This is a genomic window from Nocardia nepalensis (assembly GCF_048910785.1).
Lineage (GTDB): Bacteria > Actinomycetota > Actinomycetes > Mycobacteriales > Mycobacteriaceae > Nocardia > Nocardia nepalensis.
Genome location: NZ_JBKBET010000031.1, coordinates 332,625 through 353,117, shown reverse-complemented (window position 1 = coordinate 353,117; position 20,493 = coordinate 332,625). Strand labels below are relative to the sequence as shown.

At 66.2% G+C, this 20,493-nt stretch carries 22 protein-coding genes; 14 read left to right on the top strand and 8 right to left on the bottom strand.

Annotation, left to right across the window (positions count from 1 at the left end):
* Nucleotides 1-335: 335 nt before the first annotated feature.
* Nucleotides 336-1,520: an NAD(P)/FAD-dependent oxidoreductase gene (locus tag ACHQ4I_RS26575; protein ID WP_420774571.1), complete on the bottom strand. Its 1,185-nt coding sequence runs from the start codon at nucleotides 1,518-1,520 to the stop codon at nucleotides 336-338.
* Nucleotides 1,521-1,717: 197 nt separating this feature from the next.
* Entirely contained in the window at nucleotides 1,718-2,566 is an 849-nt protein-coding gene (locus tag ACHQ4I_RS26570) for a LysR family transcriptional regulator (protein ID WP_420774570.1), read from the bottom strand.
* Nucleotides 2,567-2,710: 144 nt separating this feature from the next.
* On the opposite strand from ACHQ4I_RS26570, the gene ACHQ4I_RS26565 reads away from it, so the two are divergent.
* From ACHQ4I_RS26565 to ACHQ4I_RS26540, 6 genes are all read left to right on the top strand, one after another.
* Entirely contained in the window at nucleotides 2,711-4,153 is a 1,443-nt protein-coding gene (locus ACHQ4I_RS26565; protein ID WP_420774569.1) for a form I ribulose bisphosphate carboxylase large subunit, read from the top strand.
* A 16-nt stretch (nucleotides 4,154-4,169) separates the two neighbouring features.
* Nucleotides 4,170-4,592, top strand: coding sequence for a ribulose bisphosphate carboxylase small subunit (locus ACHQ4I_RS26560; RefSeq protein ID WP_420774568.1), 423 nt, complete (start codon nucleotides 4,170-4,172; stop codon nucleotides 4,590-4,592).
* 43 nt (nucleotides 4,593-4,635) lie between these two features.
* Nucleotides 4,636-5,604: an AAA family ATPase gene (locus ACHQ4I_RS26555; RefSeq protein WP_420774567.1), complete on the top strand. Its 969-nt coding sequence runs from the start codon at nucleotides 4,636-4,638 to the stop codon at nucleotides 5,602-5,604.
* A gap of 15 nt (nucleotides 5,605-5,619) precedes the next feature.
* Complete coding sequence (locus ACHQ4I_RS26550; protein ID WP_420774566.1) at nucleotides 5,620-6,684, top strand: class 1 fructose-bisphosphatase; 1,065 nt, start codon at nucleotides 5,620-5,622, stop codon at nucleotides 6,682-6,684.
* A gap of 29 nt (nucleotides 6,685-6,713) precedes the next feature.
* Nucleotides 6,714-7,592, top strand: a complete 879-nt coding sequence (locus ACHQ4I_RS26545) for a phosphoribulokinase (protein ID WP_420774565.1) — start codon at nucleotides 6,714-6,716, stop codon at nucleotides 7,590-7,592.
* A 123-nt stretch (nucleotides 7,593-7,715) separates the two neighbouring features.
* Nucleotides 7,716-8,882 carry a thiolase family protein gene (locus ACHQ4I_RS26540; protein WP_420774564.1) on the top strand — a complete coding sequence of 389 codons (1,167 nt, stop codon included), beginning with the start codon at nucleotides 7,716-7,718 and terminating at the stop codon, nucleotides 8,880-8,882.
* Between the two features lie 117 nt (nucleotides 8,883-8,999).
* Here ACHQ4I_RS26540 and ACHQ4I_RS26535 read toward each other — a convergent pair whose 3' ends face one another.
* From ACHQ4I_RS26535 to dinB, 3 genes are all read right to left on the bottom strand, one after another.
* Nucleotides 9,000-9,176 carry a hypothetical protein gene (locus tag ACHQ4I_RS26535; RefSeq protein ID WP_420774563.1) on the bottom strand — a complete coding sequence of 59 codons (177 nt, stop codon included), beginning with the start codon at nucleotides 9,174-9,176 and terminating at the stop codon, nucleotides 9,000-9,002.
* Nucleotides 9,177-9,736: 560 nt separating this feature from the next.
* Complete coding sequence (locus tag ACHQ4I_RS26530) at nucleotides 9,737-10,114, bottom strand: PLD nuclease N-terminal domain-containing protein (RefSeq protein ID WP_420774562.1); 378 nt, start codon at nucleotides 10,112-10,114, stop codon at nucleotides 9,737-9,739.
* Between the two features lie 121 nt (nucleotides 10,115-10,235).
* A complete protein-coding gene (gene dinB, locus ACHQ4I_RS26525) occupies nucleotides 10,236-11,507 on the bottom strand; it encodes a DNA polymerase IV (protein ID WP_420774561.1) in 1,272 nt (423 codons plus the stop codon).
* A gap of 121 nt (nucleotides 11,508-11,628) precedes the next feature.
* Here dinB and ACHQ4I_RS26520 point away from each other — a divergent pair, with 121 nt between their 5' ends.
* The 3 genes from ACHQ4I_RS26520 to ACHQ4I_RS26510 all read left to right on the top strand — a co-directional run bounded on the left by ACHQ4I_RS26520 (nucleotide 11,629) and on the right by ACHQ4I_RS26510 (nucleotide 13,925).
* Entirely contained in the window at nucleotides 11,629-12,039 is a 411-nt protein-coding gene (locus ACHQ4I_RS26520; RefSeq protein WP_420774560.1) for a nuclear transport factor 2 family protein, read from the top strand.
* 290 nt (nucleotides 12,040-12,329) lie between these two features.
* Nucleotides 12,330-12,905, top strand: a complete 576-nt coding sequence (locus tag ACHQ4I_RS26515; RefSeq protein WP_420774559.1) for a hypothetical protein — start codon at nucleotides 12,330-12,332, stop codon at nucleotides 12,903-12,905.
* A gap of 507 nt (nucleotides 12,906-13,412) precedes the next feature.
* Complete coding sequence (locus tag ACHQ4I_RS26510) at nucleotides 13,413-13,925, top strand: hypothetical protein (protein WP_420774558.1); 513 nt, start codon at nucleotides 13,413-13,415, stop codon at nucleotides 13,923-13,925.
* A 69-nt stretch (nucleotides 13,926-13,994) separates the two neighbouring features.
* Here ACHQ4I_RS26510 and ACHQ4I_RS26505 read toward each other — a convergent pair whose 3' ends face one another.
* Nucleotides 13,995-14,873, bottom strand: coding sequence for a CE1 family esterase (locus tag ACHQ4I_RS26505; RefSeq protein ID WP_420774557.1), 879 nt, complete (start codon nucleotides 14,871-14,873; stop codon nucleotides 13,995-13,997).
* A gap of 98 nt (nucleotides 14,874-14,971) precedes the next feature.
* On the opposite strand from ACHQ4I_RS26505, the gene ACHQ4I_RS26500 reads away from it, so the two are divergent.
* Both ACHQ4I_RS26500 and ACHQ4I_RS26495 read left to right on the top strand, forming a co-directional pair.
* Complete coding sequence (locus ACHQ4I_RS26500) at nucleotides 14,972-15,382, top strand: BlaI/MecI/CopY family transcriptional regulator (protein ID WP_420774556.1); 411 nt, start codon at nucleotides 14,972-14,974, stop codon at nucleotides 15,380-15,382.
* Between the two features lie 212 nt (nucleotides 15,383-15,594).
* Entirely contained in the window at nucleotides 15,595-16,707 is a 1,113-nt protein-coding gene (locus ACHQ4I_RS26495) for a winged helix DNA-binding domain-containing protein (RefSeq protein WP_420774555.1), read from the top strand.
* A 3-nt stretch (nucleotides 16,708-16,710) separates the two neighbouring features.
* Here the strand turns inward: ACHQ4I_RS26495 and ACHQ4I_RS26490 are convergent, their stop codons facing one another.
* Nucleotides 16,711-18,141, bottom strand: coding sequence for an MFS transporter (locus ACHQ4I_RS26490; RefSeq protein WP_420774554.1), 1,431 nt, complete (start codon nucleotides 18,139-18,141; stop codon nucleotides 16,711-16,713).
* Between the two features lie 15 nt (nucleotides 18,142-18,156).
* Nucleotides 18,157-18,960 (bottom strand): acyl-CoA thioesterase, encoded by an 804-nt coding sequence (locus ACHQ4I_RS26485; protein ID WP_420774553.1) that lies wholly within the window; start codon nucleotides 18,958-18,960, stop codon nucleotides 18,157-18,159.
* A 54-nt stretch (nucleotides 18,961-19,014) separates the two neighbouring features.
* Here ACHQ4I_RS26485 and ACHQ4I_RS26480 point away from each other — a divergent pair, with 54 nt between their 5' ends.
* From ACHQ4I_RS26480 to ACHQ4I_RS26470, 3 genes are read left to right on the top strand one after another with little or no spacing between them, the layout of a single operon-like run.
* Nucleotides 19,015-19,503, top strand: coding sequence for a winged helix-turn-helix transcriptional regulator (locus ACHQ4I_RS26480; protein ID WP_420774552.1), 489 nt, complete (start codon nucleotides 19,015-19,017; stop codon nucleotides 19,501-19,503).
* Between the two features lie 24 nt (nucleotides 19,504-19,527).
* Nucleotides 19,528-19,944: an NUDIX hydrolase gene (locus tag ACHQ4I_RS26475; protein WP_420774551.1), complete on the top strand. Its 417-nt coding sequence runs from the start codon at nucleotides 19,528-19,530 to the stop codon at nucleotides 19,942-19,944.
* Nucleotides 19,945-19,992: 48 nt separating this feature from the next.
* The gene (locus tag ACHQ4I_RS26470; RefSeq protein WP_420774550.1) at nucleotides 19,993-20,490 is read left to right on the top strand and encodes a hypothetical protein; all 498 of its coding nucleotides are present in this window, start codon (nucleotides 19,993-19,995) and stop codon (nucleotides 20,488-20,490) included.
* The last annotated feature ends 3 nt before the right edge of the window (nucleotides 20,491-20,493 follow it).

The following is a 20,493-nucleotide window of genomic DNA, read 5'->3' as shown; positions in this document are numbered from 1 at the left end:
AGGCGCGGCGGTGCCCTCCGATAGAATCTCCAGGTCGAAACGGGCCGTCAGGGAACACGATATTCACCGGCTCGTAACAGCGAAACATGCTGCTGGGGCCGTATTTGGGCCACAATCATCGCAATGGCGAATTCCGCCGATATCCTGCGCGATCATTTGATCGCCAGTCGGGTGGAGTCCGGGTGTCGTGCCCCCCGGACTCCACCGCCCGACCCTCCGCGATCAACCGGTGCCGATACGGTTCACGTCACCAGCGGCGAAGGCGTTCTGGTAAGAACCACACAGGATCTCGCCGGAGTCGAGCGGGCCTTGACCGTTGCGTGGTCAGGCTGTCTTCAGCAGGTGGGCAGTGTCTCGCCACGGGTGGTTTCCAGTAGTTGCCGGCGCTTGTCATCGGTGACCCACGTGAGCGAGCCGGGCTTGTGTGCCTCGTCCGCCAGATGCTTGACGGTGTGCTTGCACACGAACTCCTTGAGCTTTGCGCCAGGGCGGCCGCTCACGTAGTACCTGTTCGCGGTGTCATCCTTGTCGGCGAACTGGAAGATGCCGGCGCGACGTCCCAGACTGATGCACTGGCCGAAGAAACCCAGGTTGATGGGCGCCGGTTGCTCGCCCGCGATCCGGGCCAGCACCGTGTCGGCGGCATGAGCGCCGATTCTCGTGGCGGACTGACAGCTCATCCGGAACGGCAGATCCGATGGTGCCGCCGAATCCCCGGCCGCGACGATGTGCGTATCGTCCACACTCGTCAGCGTTTCGTCGGTGCGCAGACGGCCGATGGCGTCGGTGCTCAGCCCGCTACCGGTGGCCAGGTCCGGCACGCCGAACCCCGCCGTCCAAATCGTCACCGCGCTCGACAGCGTGTGACCGCCGGCGAGCCGCACGATATCGCGTGTCACCGCCGTCACTGTCGCGTCGGGGCCTTCGAGCACAGTCACACCGAGTTCTGCCAGCCGCTTGGCCACCGAGCGCCGGCCCCGAGGGTGCAGGTACGGGCCGAGCACCGCACCGCACACCAGGTTGACCCGGCGGCCCTGCTCGGCCAGCTCGGCAGCGGTCTCGATGCCGGTCGGACCGGCGCCGACCACCGTCACAGCGGCCGTGGCCGGCGCGGCGTCGATGACCCGTCGCAGCCGCTGCGCCTCCTCCAAAGTGGCGAGCGGATAGGCGAACTCGGCCGCTCCTCGCACCCGCGCGTCGGCGCTGCCACTGCCCACCGCGTAGACCAGGTAGTCGTAGCCGACCGTGCCACCGCCCGCCAACTCCACGCTGCGGATGGCAGCGTCGATCCGGGTCACGGTGTCGACCACCAGCCGACCACGCTCGCCCAGCACATCTCGATAGTCGACGACCGCGGCATGGGTCCCGGCCACCAGCTGATGCAGGCGGATCCGTTCGACGAAGCTCGGGCGCGGGTTGATCAGAGTCACTGCCACGTCATCACGCTGCGTGAGTCGGTTGGCCGCCATCACACCGGCGTATCCGCCTCCGATTACGACCACATCGGTTTTCCCAGCCATGGCATCTCCTCAGATTCAAAAGGGGTTCGGCCACCAGACACCGCGCGATCGATCGTTGTGACAGTAGGGTGAGGCAGATCACTCCACAGGAGTCCTTTACCGCCACATCCTCCGTCGGTTGTCTTGGACGGCGGACATTCAGCTTGCCGAACCGTCCCAGCTCCACCGCACGTCGTCCACGTCCAGCATCCGCGCGATCAACCGGTGTGGAAGGCGTGCGGGCCGACTTCGGTGGGGTCGAGGATGTGGGCGAGGAACAGGCGGGTGGTTGGGGTCGGGGTGCGGGTGGTGATGGCGTGCCAGGGGCGGTCCATGGGGGTGCCGTCGACCGGGAGTATTTGCAGCAGACCGGATTCCAGGTCCTGAGCCAGGGCGTCGCTGTGGATGAGGGTGACGCCGAGGCCCTCGCGGGCGGCGGCGAGAACCGCGCCGTGGCTGCCGAGGGTGAGGGTGGGCGGTGCGATTTCGAGGCGGTCGATGAGGCTGAGGGTGGCGTCGCGGGTGCCGGAGCCGCGGCCGCGTAGCAACCAGGTGCTGTGCAGCGGGTCCGGGCAGCCGGGTGCGCCGACGAGGACGAGCTGGCTGGGGCGGCGGGCGCGGATGACGAGTCCGGTGTCGCGGGGCGGGCGGCCCGCGATGACGAGATCCGTTTCGTGGTGGTGCAATTCGAGGAACAGCACGTCGCGGGGGTGCACGGATAGGCTGAGTTCGATATCCGGATAGCGCCGGCGGAACGACGCGAGCAGCTGCAACAGCACGTACTCACCCGCGGTGGCGACGACACCGATCCGCAGTTTGCCGGTCTCGGCGCGACGGACGGCCGCGTTGGCCTCCTTCATGAGGCCGAGGATGGTGCGGCAGTATTCGGAGTAGATGCGTCCGGCCTCGGTGAGCGCGATGCCGCGCCCGGATTTCGCGATGAGCTTCGCGCCGAGCTGCTTTTCGATGTGGGCGACGGCCGCGGATACCGCTGCCTCGGTGATGTGCAGTTGGGTGGCGGCGCGGCGGATGCTGCCCTGCCGGGCCACGGCCAGGAATGTTTCCATCCGAGCCGCACTCACCATACCCACAATTCGACGGTATCAAACTCTATGAATCCGTTGAGTATTCCGAGAAACAATCAAATTGTTTGTCGTTAACGCCCCCGTCATCCTTGAACTCATCAGGCGTTCACCCGGAGCGGAGGAATGATGACCGAGGAAACCGAACCGAACCGCTGGGATCCGGGTGTCCACTCCTACGCTTCGATGGGCTACTACGCGCCCGACTACGTCCCCAAAGATACCGACGTCCTCGCCGTCTTCCGCGTCACCCCGCAGCAGGGTGTGGATCCGATCGAGGCGGCGGCCGCCGTCGCGGGTGAATCCTCAACGGCCACTTGGACTGTCGTGTGGACCGACCGTCTGACCGCACACGACCGCTACCAAGCCAAGTGCTACCGCATCGACGAGGTGCCCGGCCGCCCGGGGGAGTACTTCGCCTACATCGCTTACGATCTCGACCTGTTCGAGGAGGGGTCGATAACCAACCTCACCTCCTCGATCATCGGCAATGTCTTCGGATTCAAGCCACTGCTGGCATTGCGCCTGGAGGACATGCGGATTCCGGTGGCCTACGTCAAGACCTTCCAGGGTCCCCCGCACGGCACCGTCATGGAACGCGAGTACCTGAACAAATACGGCAGGCCGCTGCTCGGCGCGACGGTGAAGCCGAAACTCGGCCTGTCCGCGCGCAATTACGGTCGGGTGATCTACGAGGCGTGCAAGGGCGGACTGGATTTCACCAAGGACGACGAGAACATCAACTCCCAGCCGTTCATGCGCTGGCGCGACCGCTACCTGTTCGCGATGGAGGGCGTCAACCGCGCCGTGGCCGAAACCGGTGAGATCAAAGGCCACTACCTCAACGTCACCGCGGCGACGATGGAGGATATGTACGAGCGCGCCGAGTTCGCCAAGGAACTGGGCAGCGTGGTGATCATGATGGACCTCACCGTGGGATTCACCGCGATGCAGTCGATGTCGCACTGGGCGCGGCGCAACGGTGTACTGCTGCACCTGCATCGGGCCGGGCACTCCACCTACACCCGGCAGAAGACCCACGGCGTGAGCTTCCGGGTGCTGGCCAAGTGGTGCAGGTTGATCGGCGTCGATCATGTGCACGCGGGCACGGTGGTCGGCAAGCTCGAGGGCGATCCGGCGACCACCAGGGGCTTCTACGACACGTTGCGGGAGAACCACATTCCCACCAACCCGGGCAACGGCATCTTCTTCGACCAGGATTGGGCGAGTCTGGGCGGGGTCATGCCGGTCGCCTCCGGCGGTATCCACGCGGGCCAGATGCACCAGCTGCTCGACCTTTTCGGCGATGACGTGGTGTTGCAGTTCGGCGGCGGCACCATCGGACATCCCCTGGGTATCGCCGCGGGTGCGGAGGCGAATCGGGTGGCGCTGGAGGCGGTCGTCAAGGCCCGCAACGAGGGCCGGGATCTGCTGAAGGAAGGTCCGGACGTGCTGCGCAAGGCCGCCGAGATCTGCCGCCCGCTCGATGTCGCCCTCTCGACCTGGGGCGATGTCACCTTCGACTACACCTCCACCGACGCACCGGATGCCGTGCCGACGGCCAGCCGCTGAACGACAGGACCTGCCCATGTATCTGCGTCACGGAACCTTCTCGTATCTGCCCGAACTCACCGACGCCGAGATCGCGGCCCAGGTGCGCTATGCACTGCTCAACAACTGGCCGGTGTCCATCGAGTACACCGATGACCCGCACCCCCGCAACGCCTACTGGGAAATGTGGGGGCTGCCGCTGTTCGATCTCGACGAGCCCGACGGCGTGCTCGCCGAGATCGACGCGTGCCGCAATACCTTTCCACGGCACTACATTCGGGTCCTCGCCTACGACGCCCGCTACGGCAGGCAGACCACCGCATTGAGCTTCCTGGTGCAGCGTCCCGCCGACGAACCCGGATTCCTGCTGACCCGCACCGAAGGCGCGGATCGGCGCCAGAGCTACGGACTGCGCGCCTATGCCACCGACGAACGGCCGGGTACCCGGTATGGCGGCTGAAAGGTCGAGCGCGGCAAGCGGTTTCCGATTGCACCGGCCCGGCGTGGACGATGCCAGGCCGGTGCGCGCCGTGCCCGCGGACGCACCGCCGGACGAGGTGCTGGCCGAGGACGCGGTGCTGGATCTGTCCACCGATATCGCGGGCAACGACGTCGAGGACGTATTGACCAGACTCGATGCCGAACTCGTGGGGCTGGCGAATGTGAAGCGCCGGGTGCGCGAGATCGCGGCGCTACTGCTCATCGACCGGGCCCGGCACCGGTTCGGTCTGCAGGCCTCCCGGCCCACCATGCACATGAGCTTCACCGGCGGTCCCGGCACCGGCAAGACCACCGTCGCGCTGCGGATGGCCGAAATGCTGCACGCGCTCGGCTACATCCGCAAACCCAAGGTGCACACGGTGACTCGCGACGATCTGGTCGGCCAGTTCATCGGACACACCGCACCCAAAACCAAGGAGGCCCTTGCCAAGGCGGCCGGGGGAGTGCTGTTCATCGACGAGGCCTACTACCTGTTCCGTCCGGAGAACGAACGCGATTACGGGCAGGAAGTCATCGAAATCCTGCTGCAGGAAATGGAAAGCGAGCGCACCAGCCTGGTGGTGATCTTCGCGGGCTATCCGGATCGGATGGAGAAATTCTTCTCCGCCAATCCCGGGCTGTCCTCGCGGGTCGCCCATCATCTGGAATTCAGCGACTACACCCATGAGGAGCTGGTGCGAATCGCCGAACTCATGGTGGCGCGCGACAACTTCCGGTTCGACGAGGCCGGATCCGCCGCCTTCGGTGAATATCTCGCGCTGCGGATGACCAGGCCCCGATTCTCCAATGCCCGCAGCGTGCGCAATGCCTTGGACCGCTGCCGGTTGCGGCAGGCCAAGCGGCTGGTCGAGCTGCGGCGACCGCTCACCAAGACCGACCTGATCACGCTGAGCGACCGGGATGTCTACGGCAGCAGTGTGTTCCGGGCAGAACAGCAGCCGGATGGGCCGACGGCCAGGGCCCCCGCGTGACGAGATCGAGAACATATGCCAGAAGGACTGAAGACCCTCACCCGTTACACGATCGAGGAAGAACACCGGCATCCCGGATCGTCCGGTGAATTCTCCGCTCTGGTGAATGTCGTCGCGACCGCGACGAAGATCATCGCCAACCAGGTGACCAGGGGTGCCATCGTCGGCTCGCTGGGCGCCTCGGAACCGGACAACATGCCGCCGACAGTGCACCGCAAGCTCGACGCAATCGCCAATGACATCATGGTGGCCGAGACCCAATGGACGGGGCATCTGTCGGCGCTGTTGTCCGAGCAGATGACCGATGTCCATCCGGTGCCCGATGTGCACCGGCGGGGCAAATACCTGCTGGCCTTCGATCCGTTGGACGGATCCTCCAATATCGATGTAAATCTGCCTGTCGGAACGATTTTCAGCGTGCTGCGGGCACCGGATGGCGGCCCGCCGAGCGCCGATGACTTCCTGCAGCCGGGGGTGCGTCAGGTGTGCGCCGGATTCACCCTGTACGGACCGGCGACGATGCTGGTGCTCACGACCGGCAGCGGCGTCGACGGGTTCACCCTCGATCGGGAGATCGGGGCGTTCGTGCTGACCCATCCGCGGATGCGAATCCCCGAGGACACTTCGGGTTTCGCGATCAACGCGGCCAATGAGCGGTTCTGGGAGCGGCCGGTGCGCCGGTATGTGCACGAATGCCTCGACGGTGTGGACGGGCCGCGCGGGCGGGATTTCAATATGCGCTGGGTGGCTTCGCTGGTCGCGGACACTTTCCACATTCTGACTCGCGGCGGGGTCTATCTGTACCCGCACGACACTCGGCGGCCGGGGCGGGTCTCGTTGCTGTACGGCGCGAATCCGATCGCCTTCATCGTCGAACAGGCCGGGGGATGGGCGACCACCGGCGGCGATCGGGTGCTGGAGGTGCCGCCGGAGCATGTGCACCACCAGGTGCCGCTGATCTTCGGTTCGCGCAATGAGGTCGAGCGGATCGAGCGCTATCACAGCCAGCCCGAGGAAGGGCCGAGTTTCGACAGCTCATTGTTCGGTTCCCGGTCACTGTTCCGTCCGGCCGGTCGCTGAAACCGTTGTCCGGCAATCGAGGAGGTGCCATGTCGGTCAAGCATCCCGTCGTCGCCATCACCGGATCATCCGGTGCGGGAACGACCAGTGTCACGCGGACCTTCCAGGAGATATTCCGCCGCGAAGGCATCAGTGCGGTAATCGTGGAAGGCGATTCGTTCCACCGCTATGACCGCAACGAGATGAAACTCGCGATGGCCGAGGCGGAGCAGAACCGCAATCTCACCTTCTCGCACTTCGGTGAGGAAGCGAATCTGCTCAAAGAGTTGGAGACCCTGTTTCGCGATTACGGTGAGACCGGCGTCGGCTCGGTGCGCAAATACCTCCATGACGAGTTCGAGGCCAAGCCCTACGGACAACCCGCTGGCACCTTCACACCGTGGGAAGATCTGACGCCCGGCAGTGATCTGCTGTTCTACGAGGGTCTGCACGGCGCCGCGATCACCGACTCGGTGAATGTCGCGCAATACGCGGATCTGCTGGTCGGGGTGGTGCCGATCGTCAACCTCGAATGGATCCAGAAGGTGATCCGCGATAAAACCGAACGCGGCTATTCCAGTGAGGCCGTGATCGATACGATCCTGCGCCGCATGCCCGACTACGTGAAATACATCTGCCCCCAGTTCTCCCACACCTACGTCAACTTTCAGCGCGTGCCCACCGTGGACACCTCCAACCCCTTCATCGCTCGCACCATCCCCACCGCCGACGAGAGCTTCGTCGTCATCCGCTTCGCCGACCCCAAGGTCATCGACTTCCCCTACCTGCTATCGATGCTGCACGACTCGTTCATGTCCCGCCCCAATTGCATAGTCGTCCCCGGCGGGAAAATGGATCTGGCCATGCAACTCATCTTCACTCCGCTCATCCTGCGCTTGATGGACAAGCGTCCGAAGCGCTTCCGCTGACCGTTGTGCGGCGCGCTGTCGGCATGCGCGCGAGCCCGGGGTCGCGGGGGGGTGGCGGCTCGGCGTACAGTGTCATAAGTTAATCGTCGTTCACGCAGACGATCGCAGACACAAGGAGCCGTCATGACATCCGCAGTCATCGTCGACGTTGTCCGCACACCCTCGGGGAAGGGGAAACCCGGTGGTGGACTCTCGGATGTGCATCCGGCGACGCTGCTGGCCGGGGTGCTGGAGACGCTGATCGAACGCAATGGCATCGATCCGGCGCTCGTCGACGATGTGATCGGCGGTTGCGTCACGCAGAGTGGCGAGCAGGCGTTCAATATCTCGCGCACCGCGGTGCTGGCGGCCGGTTTTCCGGAGTCGGTGCCCGCGACCACCGTCGACCGGCAGTGCGGATCCAGCCAGCAGGCCGCGCATTTCGCGGCGCAGGGCGTGATCGCGGGGGCCTATGACATCGCGATCGCCTGTGGCGTGGAATCGATGAGCCGGGTGCCGATGTTCTCCAACGCCCAGGGCAAGGACGCCAACCGCGGCCCGCTGGCCCACCGCTTCCCGGAAGGCCTTATCGGACAGGGTATTTCGGCGGAGATCATCACCCAGCGCTGGAAGCTGGACCGGGAGACCCTCGACGCATTCGCAGCCCGCTCGCATCGCCTCGCCGCCGAAACCGCCGCGGCCGGTGGCTTCGACAACGAACTCGTCCCCGCGGGCGCCCTTACCGCCGATGAGACCATCCGCCCGACCACCACCGCCGAAGGCCTGGCCGGACTGCGCCCCGCCTTCGCCGACGACGAATTCAAGGCGCGCTTCCCGGAAATCGAATGGTCGATTACCCCGGGCAACTCCTCACCACTCACCGACGGCGCCTCGGCCGCCCTGATCATGAGCGAAGAAAGGGCCAACGCACTGGGCCTGCGGCCGCGCGCCCGCTTCCACTCCTTCGCGGTCACCGGCGACGACCCGCTGCTCATGCTCACCGCCGTCATCCCCGCGACCCGCAAGGCCCTCGACCGCGTCGGTCTCACCATCGACGATATCGACACCTACGAAGTGAACGAGGCCTTCGCCCCCGTCCCACTTGTCTGGCAGCACGACCTCAACGCCGACCCCGCCAAACTCAATCCCCGCGGCGGCGCCATCGCCCTCGGACACCCCCTCGGCGCCTCTGGCACCCGCATCCTGGCCACCATGGTCAACCACCTCGAACAGACCAACGGCCGCTACGGTCTGATGACCATGTGCGAAGCGGGTGGCCTGGCCAACGCCACCATCATCGAACGCCTCTGATCACCGCGCTGTCGGGGTTGTTCACCGATCAGACGCTCGAAGCGACCACCGCGCCGGTGGTCGCTTCGAATTCTCCGGAAATAGAAGTGGAATGAGTCTCATTGGGCCGCGGATAATTCAGAGGCACCAGACCAAGTTTGCTGATCCTGGGAAAGGAATGACGAAGCACAGGCCGATCGACCCATCCACGGGCGAAGCCTGAGTCTCGCTGGCGGAAGCGGTGGATGCCCCGATGACGCCGAGGGACAGGATGATTGCGGTTGCTCCGATGGAACCGGCGATTTTGGTAAACATCTGATCGACTCTTCTCATGTGGACGGGCGCACCGGAAAGGCGCGGGAGAAAGAAGCGCGAGAAACGAGCGCCTCAGACATTTCGTGCTACGAAGCCAATCGTCCCGTGTACCCGTGTCCATCCACAAGGGACCTTCGACCCCAACCCCGGCGTCGGAGGATTCTAGCTACCGACGAGTTTTCCCGGTCAGCGTCTTATCTAATTCGAAAAACAGGCTCTGACCGGTATCCCGTTATGTCCTTTTATTTCGATTTCCGGCGCCTTCCATGGCGCACGGGCAAATCGGTAACGAAACTGCTCACTGGTCCGTGGCCGTCTTCCTGCTCGGCATGCTCGGATGCGGATGCTGAGCCGCAATAACCTCGACGGGAGGGTGGTGCACAGAGCGGGCCGAAAACGGCCGCCGGATCACAGCCGAATAGTCGGCAGTCCTTGGAAACCTGTGCGTGTGGTCGAGGTGCGCGACCTCCTGATTCGGATTCGGTCAGCTACCGCGTGGATGCGCCGCTGTTCTCCGCCGTCCGCATCGAACGGCTCTGATTCCGTTGCTCCGCTGAGGCTTACGGCTCGCGCTGTTCGCGTCGGCGCTCCAGATCGCGTTGGCGTTCTTCCTCTTGGCGGCGGGCCTCGCGGCGCTGGGATTCGGCGCGTTCGCGCAGGCCGCGCAGGAAGGCCTCGTCGTCGTCCGGGTTCTGCGGGACGTAGCGGCCGGGGCGATCGTATTCGGCGTAGCGGGTGGCGGAGCGCGGACCGCCTTCGTGCAGGGGGCGGCCGGCGAACAGCCACAGCAGCGCGCCCGCGGTCGGCACCAGGATGACGATGATGAGCCAGCCCATTTTGGGGAGGTGGCGGATGCCCGCGTCGGGGCAGGTGACGATGTCGACCAGGCAGTAGACCCACAGGGCCAGCGTGAGCAGGCCGAGTATTGCGTAGGGCATCGGAAATCTCCTCGGGCGCACGGCAATAGGTACGGCCTGCTCATCCGCGGATTCCGAGAATTCGATGGTCACCCCCCGCCGAACCGGCCTGCATGGAGGATACACGCCACGCTCGAGCGGATCAGTCCGGCAGCAGCGGCACCGAGAGGCCTTCGCCGCGGCCGATGAGGGCGGCACGGGTGACGGCGGCGGAGCCGAAGCGGCGGCGCAGGTCATCGAGGGTGGCGTCCAGGGTGTTGGCGGCGCGGGGCTCGAGCGGGAGGGTGAGTTGGACGGCGTCGGCGTTGTCGAGATTGGTCAGCGCCAGGCCGATAAGGGTGAGGCCGCGCTCCTGGATCATGGGCATCGCGGTGCGTAGCAGGGTGCGGGCGGCGTACAGAATCGTCTCGGTGTGATCGGTCGCCTCGGGCAGGGTGTGTGAGCGGGTGGCGCGGGTGAAATCGTCGAAACGCATGCGCAGCACCACCGTTCGGCACACGCGCTCGGCCGCGCGCAACCGGCGGCCGAGGCGGTCGGTGAGGCCGTGCAGGTAGGCCTCGATCTCGTCCGGCGGCCGGTGTCGACGGCCGAGTGCGCGCTGGGCGCCGATGGAGCGGCGGCGCACGCCGGTTTCGACGCGGCGCGGGTCGCGGGCCCACGACAGTGCGTACAGGTGTCGAGCGGCGGCGGGTCCGAGGATCGAGCGCAGCGGCGCCTCACCGAGATCGGCCAGCTGGCCGATCCGGGTGATGCCGTGTTCATGCAGGGTGCGGGCGGTGACCTCGCCGACGCCCCAGAGCCGTTCGACCGGCAGCGGATGCAGGAAGTCGAGCTCGAGTTCCGGTGGCACCAGCCGCAATCCGTCTGGTTTGGCGACCGCGCTGGCCACCTTGGCCAGGAATTTGGTGCGGGCGATGCCGACCGAAATCGGCAACCCGACCCGCTCGCGCACCGCATCCCGCAGCCGCCGGCCGATCTCGATGGGTTCGCCCGCGATCCGCCGCAGCCCGCCCACATCCAGAAACGCCTCGTCGATGGAAATGCCCTCGACCACCGGCGTGGTGTCGTGGAAGACCTCGAATACGGCCTTACTCGCCTCGGCATAGGCCGACATGCGCGGCGGCACGACAATCGCATGCGGGCAAAGCCGCAGCGCCGCACCACCATTCATCGGTGTGCGCACCCCGAACGCCTTCGCCTCATAACTGGCCGCGAGTACCACCCCGCCGCCGACGATGACCGGACGTCCGCGCAGCCGCGGGTTGTCGCGCTGTTCGACCGAGGCATAGAACGAGTCGAGATCCGCATGCAGAATCGACGCCTCGGCCCGAGCCTGGATCCGCGGCCGCCCTGATCGCGCGCGAGCACCGTTGACCTGGGGGTCTGGTGGGCGGACGAAGTTCGACACGAACATATGTTCGCATAGTCCTCGCCCCACTGCATCAAGTTCACATCACCATAGTTGTTGGCGCGGCCAACGAAACTCTGTATAGTTGGCGACACCAATGTTGGAGAGACCAATGAAAGAGGATGCTATGTCCGCCGATACTCTGATCGCCGACCGTATCGAGATCGCCGACCTGTTCACTCGCTTCGCCCGCCTGCTCGACGAGGTGCGATATGCGGATGTCGACACCGTCTTCACCGACGATGTCCGGGTCCACTCGCCGCGCATCCAAGTTCGCGGCATCGACAACGTCGCCGACTTCATCCGACAGTCTCAGGTCGAGGGCGAACTCACCCAGCACACGACCACCGATCTGCTGGCGAATATCGACGGCGACGAGGCCGAGGTCTCGGCGAACTCGCTCGTGTACTACTACCGCGACGGCCAGCCGCCCCACCAAACCGGCGGCCTGCGACTGGCCGGCACCGCAGTGCGGACGCCGGCGGGCTGGCGCTTGCGCGAGACACGGATCATGCTCGCCTGGATCCGCAAGGATTGATGTCTCTCCCGAGAGCTTGTAGCGCCTCGGGTTACCAGCTCTCGGGGCTCGCGGTCGCGCCGCTTCGCCTCGCTCGATTGCGGCCGATATCAGGGACACTCCTATCCCGTCGGCTCGATCACGTTGGCGGGCTGAATAAGTCGGAATGTTCTGGACGTTGCGCGTGCGGACAATTTCGCTGCGCCCAGCGGCAAACAGCGCGCCTGCACCGCGCCTACGGTGAGACGAGGACTGCGGTGTCCACACCACCTCGGGTCCGACCGACTAACCAACAATCATCAGGAGTGTCGATGCGCAGGAAAAAGACGAGCAGGCTACTGGCAGGGGCCGCTATTGCCGCCGCGGCGGTCGGTCTCTCGGCCGCCGCCGCCTCCTCCGCGTCCGCTGAAGAAGGCACAGCCAACGGCATCGACGTCACCATCACCCCGCAAGACCCGACTGCCATCCGGCCCGGCGCAGCGCCGATGCGCTTCACGGTCACCCTGGCCAACACCACGACCGCCGACAATCCCGAGGTGGGCTTGGTGGTGTCGCTGGGGCACTGTTCGTGCAATCCGGCCCCCGTCAAGATGATGCCCGCCGGATCGATGCACATGCTCGATCCCGGCACCAACACCTGGCAGACGGTGCCCTACATCGCCGAAGGCGGCGGCACCGACTTCCTCACCCGAACCCTCGTCGCACCATTCGCCATCGCTCACGGACAAACCATCACCTACCAACTGGAAGTGCAGCTCGACACCAACCAGGCAATGTCCATCACCAGCGGCGAGTCCGCCCTCGACGTGACAATCACCAATCCCTCCACCAACACCGCCATCGGCCACACCCCCACGGCATCGCTGCCCATCACTGTCGAACCCTAGACCGGCAACCCCGTTCGAAGTGTCGCGGGTTGCCGGAACCCGTCCCTGTGGATGGCACGATCGGACCATGAATCACCTGACCAGCCGGTTCGCGGGGCCCGTCAAACAACTGTGAGGCTGTTACCGACAAGGTCTTCCTCGACCATCTACTCCTCGTCGGCATTGCGATCAGCCCCGCGGCGACGGAACGTGTTCTCGCACTCGACTTCGCAATCGGCGCTGATAAGCCCACCGACCAGCTGCTCGTCGCCGTGTGGGATCGGAACAACACCATTACCGTCCACCACGAAAGTTGAGGGCGGCGCATCACCCGTCAGTAGGCGCTACGCCATGTCGAAAGGGCTGGGCACCGAGCAGCGCGCCACAAGGCCGTCGCGCGGTTGGGACATTCCTGTGGCTGAAGCAGAGCCGCGGCAGACAGGATCATCGCTGCCGCACCCGATCTGGCCTCCGGGCGCGCGGCCACGCGGCGCAGCGAACGCCATGGTGCGGTAAGTTGTGGCGGCCATGAGGAGTCGCGATGAGGTCACGCACCGAATCGATCAGGTGTTCGCGGGCTCGCTGCCGCTCACCGAGGACGAACTCGCACCGCCGAGCATCGACGCGCCGTACGTCATCGCGCATTTTCACGGTCGCTCGCGGGCGGACATCGACCGCTCGACCTTTCTGCCCGGCCTGCACATGGAAGACTTCACGTACATGACCGCGCAAGCCGTCGAGTACTACCTCCCGGCGGTGCTGAAGCTGATGCTGATCCAACCGTACGACTTCGAGCTCTGGATCCATCTCAGCAGCTTTCTCGGCAGTGCGCGACGCGACGACGAGACGACCCTGCGCGGCCTGCGCCCCGCACAGCACGCGGCGATCGCGGACTGGCTCGAGCTCCTGTCCCGCGAGATCGACGAGGGGATCGGATTCGATCGCACAGACGCCGCGAAGCTGACGCGGCTCTATTTCGATCGCAAAGACGCCGCGAAACTGGCGCGGTTCTATCGGCAGCTCGCGAACGCCGCGACGTAGCCAGGCGCTCGCGTGCGCCGAAGCACTGAACGATGTTGCGTTCGTGCAAGTCGGATCACCCGAGAGGCGTCAGAGTTTGCGGGCTTGCGCCGATGCGAGCAGAGGTCGCGCGAAGCGGTGGATTTCCGCGGCGGCATCGAATTCCATGGTCACGCCCGCGCCCGGTCGGTCGGCCCATTCCGGCGGAACCGGCGTGCCCGGCCAAGTATGGCCGCCGCCGAATACCGTCCAAGCTGTGACCTGTGTGCCGCCGGCGCCGCCGGTCGCGGTGTGTCGGCTCGAGGTATCGGTCCTGATCGTGGGCTGGTCGTCCGCGCAGCGGTCGAGTGCCTGCCAGTGCTGAACGGATTCGAGCAATCCCAGTGTGCGGCCGCGCAATTCACCGTCGGGCCCGCGGTGGCGGGAAAAGCCGCCGGAGATCGGTTGGATAGGGTCGGCGTCACCGTTGACGAGCATCGCCGATACGGCGTGGGTGGGCCGAATATCGAGCAGCGCGGCGGGGAAGCCACCGGCGACCGCGGCGAATACCGGCACCAGGTCGGCGGCCGCGAGGGCGAATCGGTGAGACATGAACGCGCCGTTGGACATACCGACGACAATGGTCCGATCCGGTGCGGTGCCGAACCGGTCGGCACACCAATCGATCAGCGCGCGGAGAAACGAGACGTCGTCCACGCCCGCCGCGTCGGCCGTCGTCACACCCCGCCCGTCGGCCCAGCAACCGCCGTGCCCGTCGGGGTATGCGACCGCGATGCCCCAGTCGTCGGCATGGGTCGCGAAACTGGTCCAGTCGTACATGATCGGTGTGGTGGCCGCGGCCTGATTGCCCGACAGATTGCCGTGCAGCACCAACACCAACGGCACATTCCGATCACGGGGCGGGCGCACGGCGAAGGTGCGTACGAGTCCGTCGATGGCCAATTGGCCGGTTACCAGGTCATCGCCCATCGCCTGCCTCCTTCGAGCCGAGGTCTACAGCCTAACGACCGAATCTACGGTATGACTACGTAGTAATGAGCCGAGCCAGCTACCCTTGGACGTCATAGATGGCCAGTAGTGGTGAGGGAGTCGGCATCGTGCGTGGTTTCGGGGATTTGGAGGCGGTGATCATGGACCGCATCTGGGATCGGGACGCGGAGACCACAACAGTCCGCGAAATCTTCGACGAACTGGCCACCGAACGCGGAATCGCCTACACCACCGTCATGTCGACCATGGACAACCTGCACCGCAAGGGGTGGCTGGCGCGCGAACGCGCGGGCAAGGCCTACCGCTACTGGCCCACCCTCACCCGCGAGGAACACAGCGCCCGGCTCATGCTCGAGGCGCTCGGCTCCGGCGGCCGCTCGGATCTGGTGCTCAGCCATTTCGTGGATCGGATCAGCGAGGAGGAATCGGCCGGGCTGCGCGCCGCGCTGCGTCGGCTGACCTCGCGCAAGACCCCAGAGGCGCCGTGAACGGGATCGGGCCGAGCGCTCGGTGGCCCCGGTCGGCCCGATGCGACGCGCGACCAACCGGACGGCCTTGCTCGCTGTCATCGCGGCGACGGTGATCGGTCTACTGGAAATCGTCGTCGGAGTACTGTTCTGGACCACAGTGCTGGGATGAATCCGATGCCGGTCGAACGCGGCGCGGCATGCTGGTCGGCTGAATAGAGGAGGGGAAATAGGTGTACGTCACCTGGGATCAGGTCTTTACTTGGCGACTGCGCAGACAACACGTCACGCCACGAGTCGACGCGGGGGTCACCGAGATCGTCGAGCGGTTGTGCGGCGTGCAGGCCCAGGTGACCGCGGCGGCCGATCTCGCAGTGGCGCTACGACGGCCCACCCCTCGACCCGGCGCGCTGTTACCCGAGTTGTGTGCGGGCACCCTGATGAAGACCTGGGCCATGCGCGGCACCCTGCACGCGCTCGCCCCGGAGATGGCGGCCGCGGTCCTCTCGTTGATCGGCTCGGCCCGCACCTGGGAAAAGCCCACCTGGCAGCGCACCTTCAAGGCCTCCCCGGCGGAGGTCGCGGCACTGGCCGACGCTGTGTCGCAGGTGCTCGATGGGGTGGTGCTCAGCCGTGACGAACTGGTCGACACCCTGGTCGCCGATCCCGCCTTCCACCGGCTCGGTGCGGAGCTGCGCTCCGGTTGGGGTGCGCTGCTCAAGCCGCTCGCCTGGCAGGGCGCGCTCTGTCACGGTCCGGCGCAGGGCAATCGGATCACCTTCACCAGTCCGTCCCATCTGATCCGCGGCTGGCGCGGGCTGCCCGATCCGGATGCGGCCGCACCCGTGGCCATCACCGGCTATCTCGGCGCCTACGGCCCGGCCACTCCGGAAACCTTCGATGCGTGGCTCAGCCGCAACAGTCTGAAGAAGACGACGGTGCGTCGCTGGTTTGCGGAACTGGGGGAGGCGCTGACCGAGGTCGATATCGCGGGCCGTCGCGCCTATGTGCTCACCGAACACGCCGACGAACTCGCCGCCACGAAACCGTCGCACACCTCGGTCCATCTGCTGGGTGCCTTCGACCAATACGTGCTCGGCCCCGGCACGGGTGACACCGAACTGCTGCCCGCCGAACATCGCGCGCGCGTGAGCCGAGCCGCGGGGTGGATTTCCCCGATCCTGGTCGTCGGCGGTCGCATCGCGGGCACCTGGGAGATCAGCGGCAGCGATCTATCCGTCACGACCTTCGACGGGTGCCTGCCGCCGACGCGTGACCTGAAGGCCGCCGCCGATCATGTCGCGGCGGCCATGGGCCACAACGGTTTTGCCGTGCACGTGGCCTAGCGTTCAGGCCCTGGCGGGCTCGCTCACCGGTTTCTCTTGCACCGCAGCCGGTTTCGGCATCTTCGCACCGAGTCCGATGAGTCCGGCCAGCACCGCGACGACCGCGGTGACATACCAACTGCGGTGGAACGCATCGAGTGTGGCCTGCGGCCCGGCGGGGGAGCCGAGCGTCGCGACCACCACCGCGACGCCGACGGCGAGACCGAGCTGGCGGGACATGCTCAGCACCGCCGACCCGGTCGCGAACCGTTGCGGCGGCAAACCCGCACTGCCCGCGGCGAATGCGGTCGGCAGTGTGAGCCCGACGCCGAGGCCGCTGACCACCATGCCGCCGAGCAGCCCGCCCGCATAGTCGGGTTCCAGGGTGATGGCCTGTGCCCACCACACCATGCCCGCCCCGAACAGCGCACCACCGGCCGCGATCACCGGACCCGCACCGATGCGGCCGATGAACCGGCCGGCGAGCACCGCGACAAACGGCACCACGAGTGGACCTGGCGCGATAGCCAATCCGGTCTTCAACGCCGACCAGCCCCACACATTCTGCGCCCACAGCACGACCGAGAGCAGCATCCCGGCGAACGCGATCTGGAAGAACAGTGAATTGCCTGCCATCAGCGCGAAATTCGACGCACGCAGCAGTGCCGGATCCACCACCGGACTGTGGTGGCGTGCCGACGACACCCCGAACGCGACCCCCAGTACCACCGCGACCGCGAATGCGACCAGCACACCCGCCGACGTCCATCCCCAGTCCTCGCCCTTGACCAACGCCAGGATGAGCGAGCCGATCGCACCGATGAGCATCACCGCACCGAACACATCGGGCAGCGCACCACCATCCCCGCGCACGGCGGGGAGCAACCGCGACCCGACGACCAGCGCGACCAACCCGATCGGCACATTCACCAGAAATACCCAGCGCCAATCGATTTCGACGAGCAAACCACCGATCACCGGACCCAGCGCGGCGCCGAGCCCACCGAAGGCCACCCACAGCCGCACGGCCATCGGACGCCGCTCGGCCGGCGTCGCGGCCAACACCAGACCCAGTGAGGATGGTGTCAGCATCGCCCCACCCACCGCCTGCAATACCCGAAAGGCGACCAGCGACTGCACATTCCAGGCCGCCGAGCACAGACCCGAACCCAGCACGAACACCGCGAGCCCGATCAGAAATGTGACCCGGTTGCTGCCCCGATCGCCGAGCCGCCCGGCGGGCACCAGCAGCGCGGCGAAGACGATCGCGTAGGCATTGAGCACCCACGACAGCCCCGAGAGCTGGGTGTCGCCGAAATCCCGGGCCATATCCGGCAGTGCGACATTGACGATGAACAGATCCAGGCTCGACAGCAGGATGCCGATCGAGACGATGGCCAGCACCACGCGAGGATCGACGGTGGGTCGATCCTGCGGTGCGACAAGGGAACTCACGATTATTTCTCCGATTCAGCCGAGTACTCGGCGGGTTTGGCGGGCCGAGGCGAGCAGTGTGCCGCCGCGGTCCCAGATATCGATGTCGTCCACCGACCAGCCGCCCGCGGTGCTGGCATTGGTCGCGCGGACGAGGACCGGCTGCTGGGTCGGCCGGGTCAGGTCGGTGTGCAGATGCATCGAGAACGCCACCGTCGGCGCGGCGACGGGCAGCGACAGGGTGGGGAAGAAGCCGGGCGGCAGCGCGTCGGCGAGTACGGCAAGAGCCGCGGCATCGGTGGACAGCTCCGGTACCAGCGAGATCCACGCGCACATCCACGCCTCGTCCGCGCCGGTGAGCGGCAGCGGCCCGGCGGCCGGGCGGACGTCGAAATGCGCTGCGGCGGGCACAATTTCGGGTGGAAGCCGGAACGGCAGGCAGTCATAGGGTGCGGGCACCCGCGGCGCGGTGGTCGGCGGGAGATCGGGCACCTGGGTGGGCGTGGTGCGGCCGAAGGTGATCGCGGCGGATGCGACGGATTTGCCCTCCTGTTCGGCCATCACCTCGACCACCGCGGTGCTGCGCCCCACCGGATGCGCACTCGCCTGGAAGGTCAGCACTCCGTCCGCCGGTCGACCGAGGAAGCGCAGATCCACCGCGCGCACCGGAAGACCGTCGCCGCCCGCGCGCCGCGCGACCTCGACCAGCAGTCCGGCGATCACACCACCGTGCGGACCGGTCCAGCCGCGCCAGGACTCGTCGATCTGGGCCCGCCAGATGCGGTGGTCGGTCTCGGCCAGGGCGAACTCGTCACCGAGCCGACTAGTGAGTTGCATCATGAAACGAACCATAGGCTAGTGAGTTCTTTGAAGCAACCGACTATGCTGAGGCTCATGCGCAGGACGAGCTTCGATGAGATGAACTGCTCGGTCGCCCAGTGTCTGGAGGTGGTGGGCGAGTGGTGGACGCTGCTGATCGTGCGCGACGCACTCTTCGGCGTGACCCGCTTCGACGACTTCCGCTCGCGCCTGGGCATCGCCCGCAATGTCCTCACCCAACGCTTGGAGCACCTGGTCGCGCACGACATCTTGGTCAAGGTGCCCTACCAGGACAATCCGGCGCGCTACGACTACCAGCTCACGCCCAAGGGGCGCTCACTGTGGCTCGTCGTCAACGCCATGCGGCAATGGGGTGACGAGTGGGCCGCCCCCGAGGGGCCGCCGGTGCAGGTGGTCCACGAATCCTGCGGGAAGACCACGGTGATCGAACCGGTCTGTGCCGAATGCGGTGAGCGGGTGCGCGGACGCGACCTGCGCCCGGTCGACGGCCCCGGCGCGGGCGCGCGCTCGATCCTGCCCGCCAACCTCCAGCACGCCCACTGAGCGTTACTCCATTAGGCTGCGGCGGTGGCGGATGGGCGAGTGCAGAAGCTGATCGACACGGTCGCGTGGGTGCGCATCGAGGGCGGCCGCATTCTGTGCGCGCGCCCGAAGGGCAAGGACATCTTCTATATTCCGGGCGGTAAACGCGAGGGGACGGAGTCGGATCTGCAGACGCTGCTGCGTGAGATCGAAGAGGAACTGACCGTCGCACTGCTCCCAGAGACGGTGGCCCACGTCGGCACCTACGAGGCCGCGCTGCACGGACCTGTCACCGATGTGGTCGTACGGATGAGCTGCTACACCGCCGACTATCGCGGCACCCTCGCGGCCAGCAGTGAAATCGAAGAGGTGGCCTGGTTCTCCTACGCCGACCGCGCGCTGGTGCCGCCGGTAGATCAGCTGCTGTTCGACGATCTCGTCGACGCGGGCCGATTGGCATGAGGTGCAAGCTCGCCCGCCGAAGACCGCGCGCGAGATACCGTCGATGTCATGACCACGGTTCGCTCACTGCTGCGCTGGGCCGCATACGCGTTGGTTGCGCCGATCATCGGCATCGGCCCCGTCGCGAGCCGGTTGCGTGTCCCGCGCCGGATGCTGGGCATCTTCATCGCGCCGCGAGATGCCTTGGCAGTGCGTGCGATTGTGCATTCGCTGCTGGCCGGTGCGGTCGGCCTGCTGACCTGGTTTCTGGCCTTTCTGGCGACCGTCGCCGCGGTGCGCGGAACCTTCTATCCGCTCATCGCGGCCGACGATCTGGAGCACTCATGGGGTGGTCCGACATTGGCCGGGGCGTGGGCCGTGCACGCCCTGCTCGGCATCGGCCTTTTGCCCGCGTGGGGGCTGCTGCTGGCCGGACTCGGTGCGGTGCAGGTGCGACTGACCCGCCGATTGCTCGGCCGATACGGCCCATGGTGGCCGATCCCGCTTTCGCTGCTGCTGGCCGCCGGCACCGTGCTGCTCTTCATTTCCTGGCTGCACCAGATCTGAGAT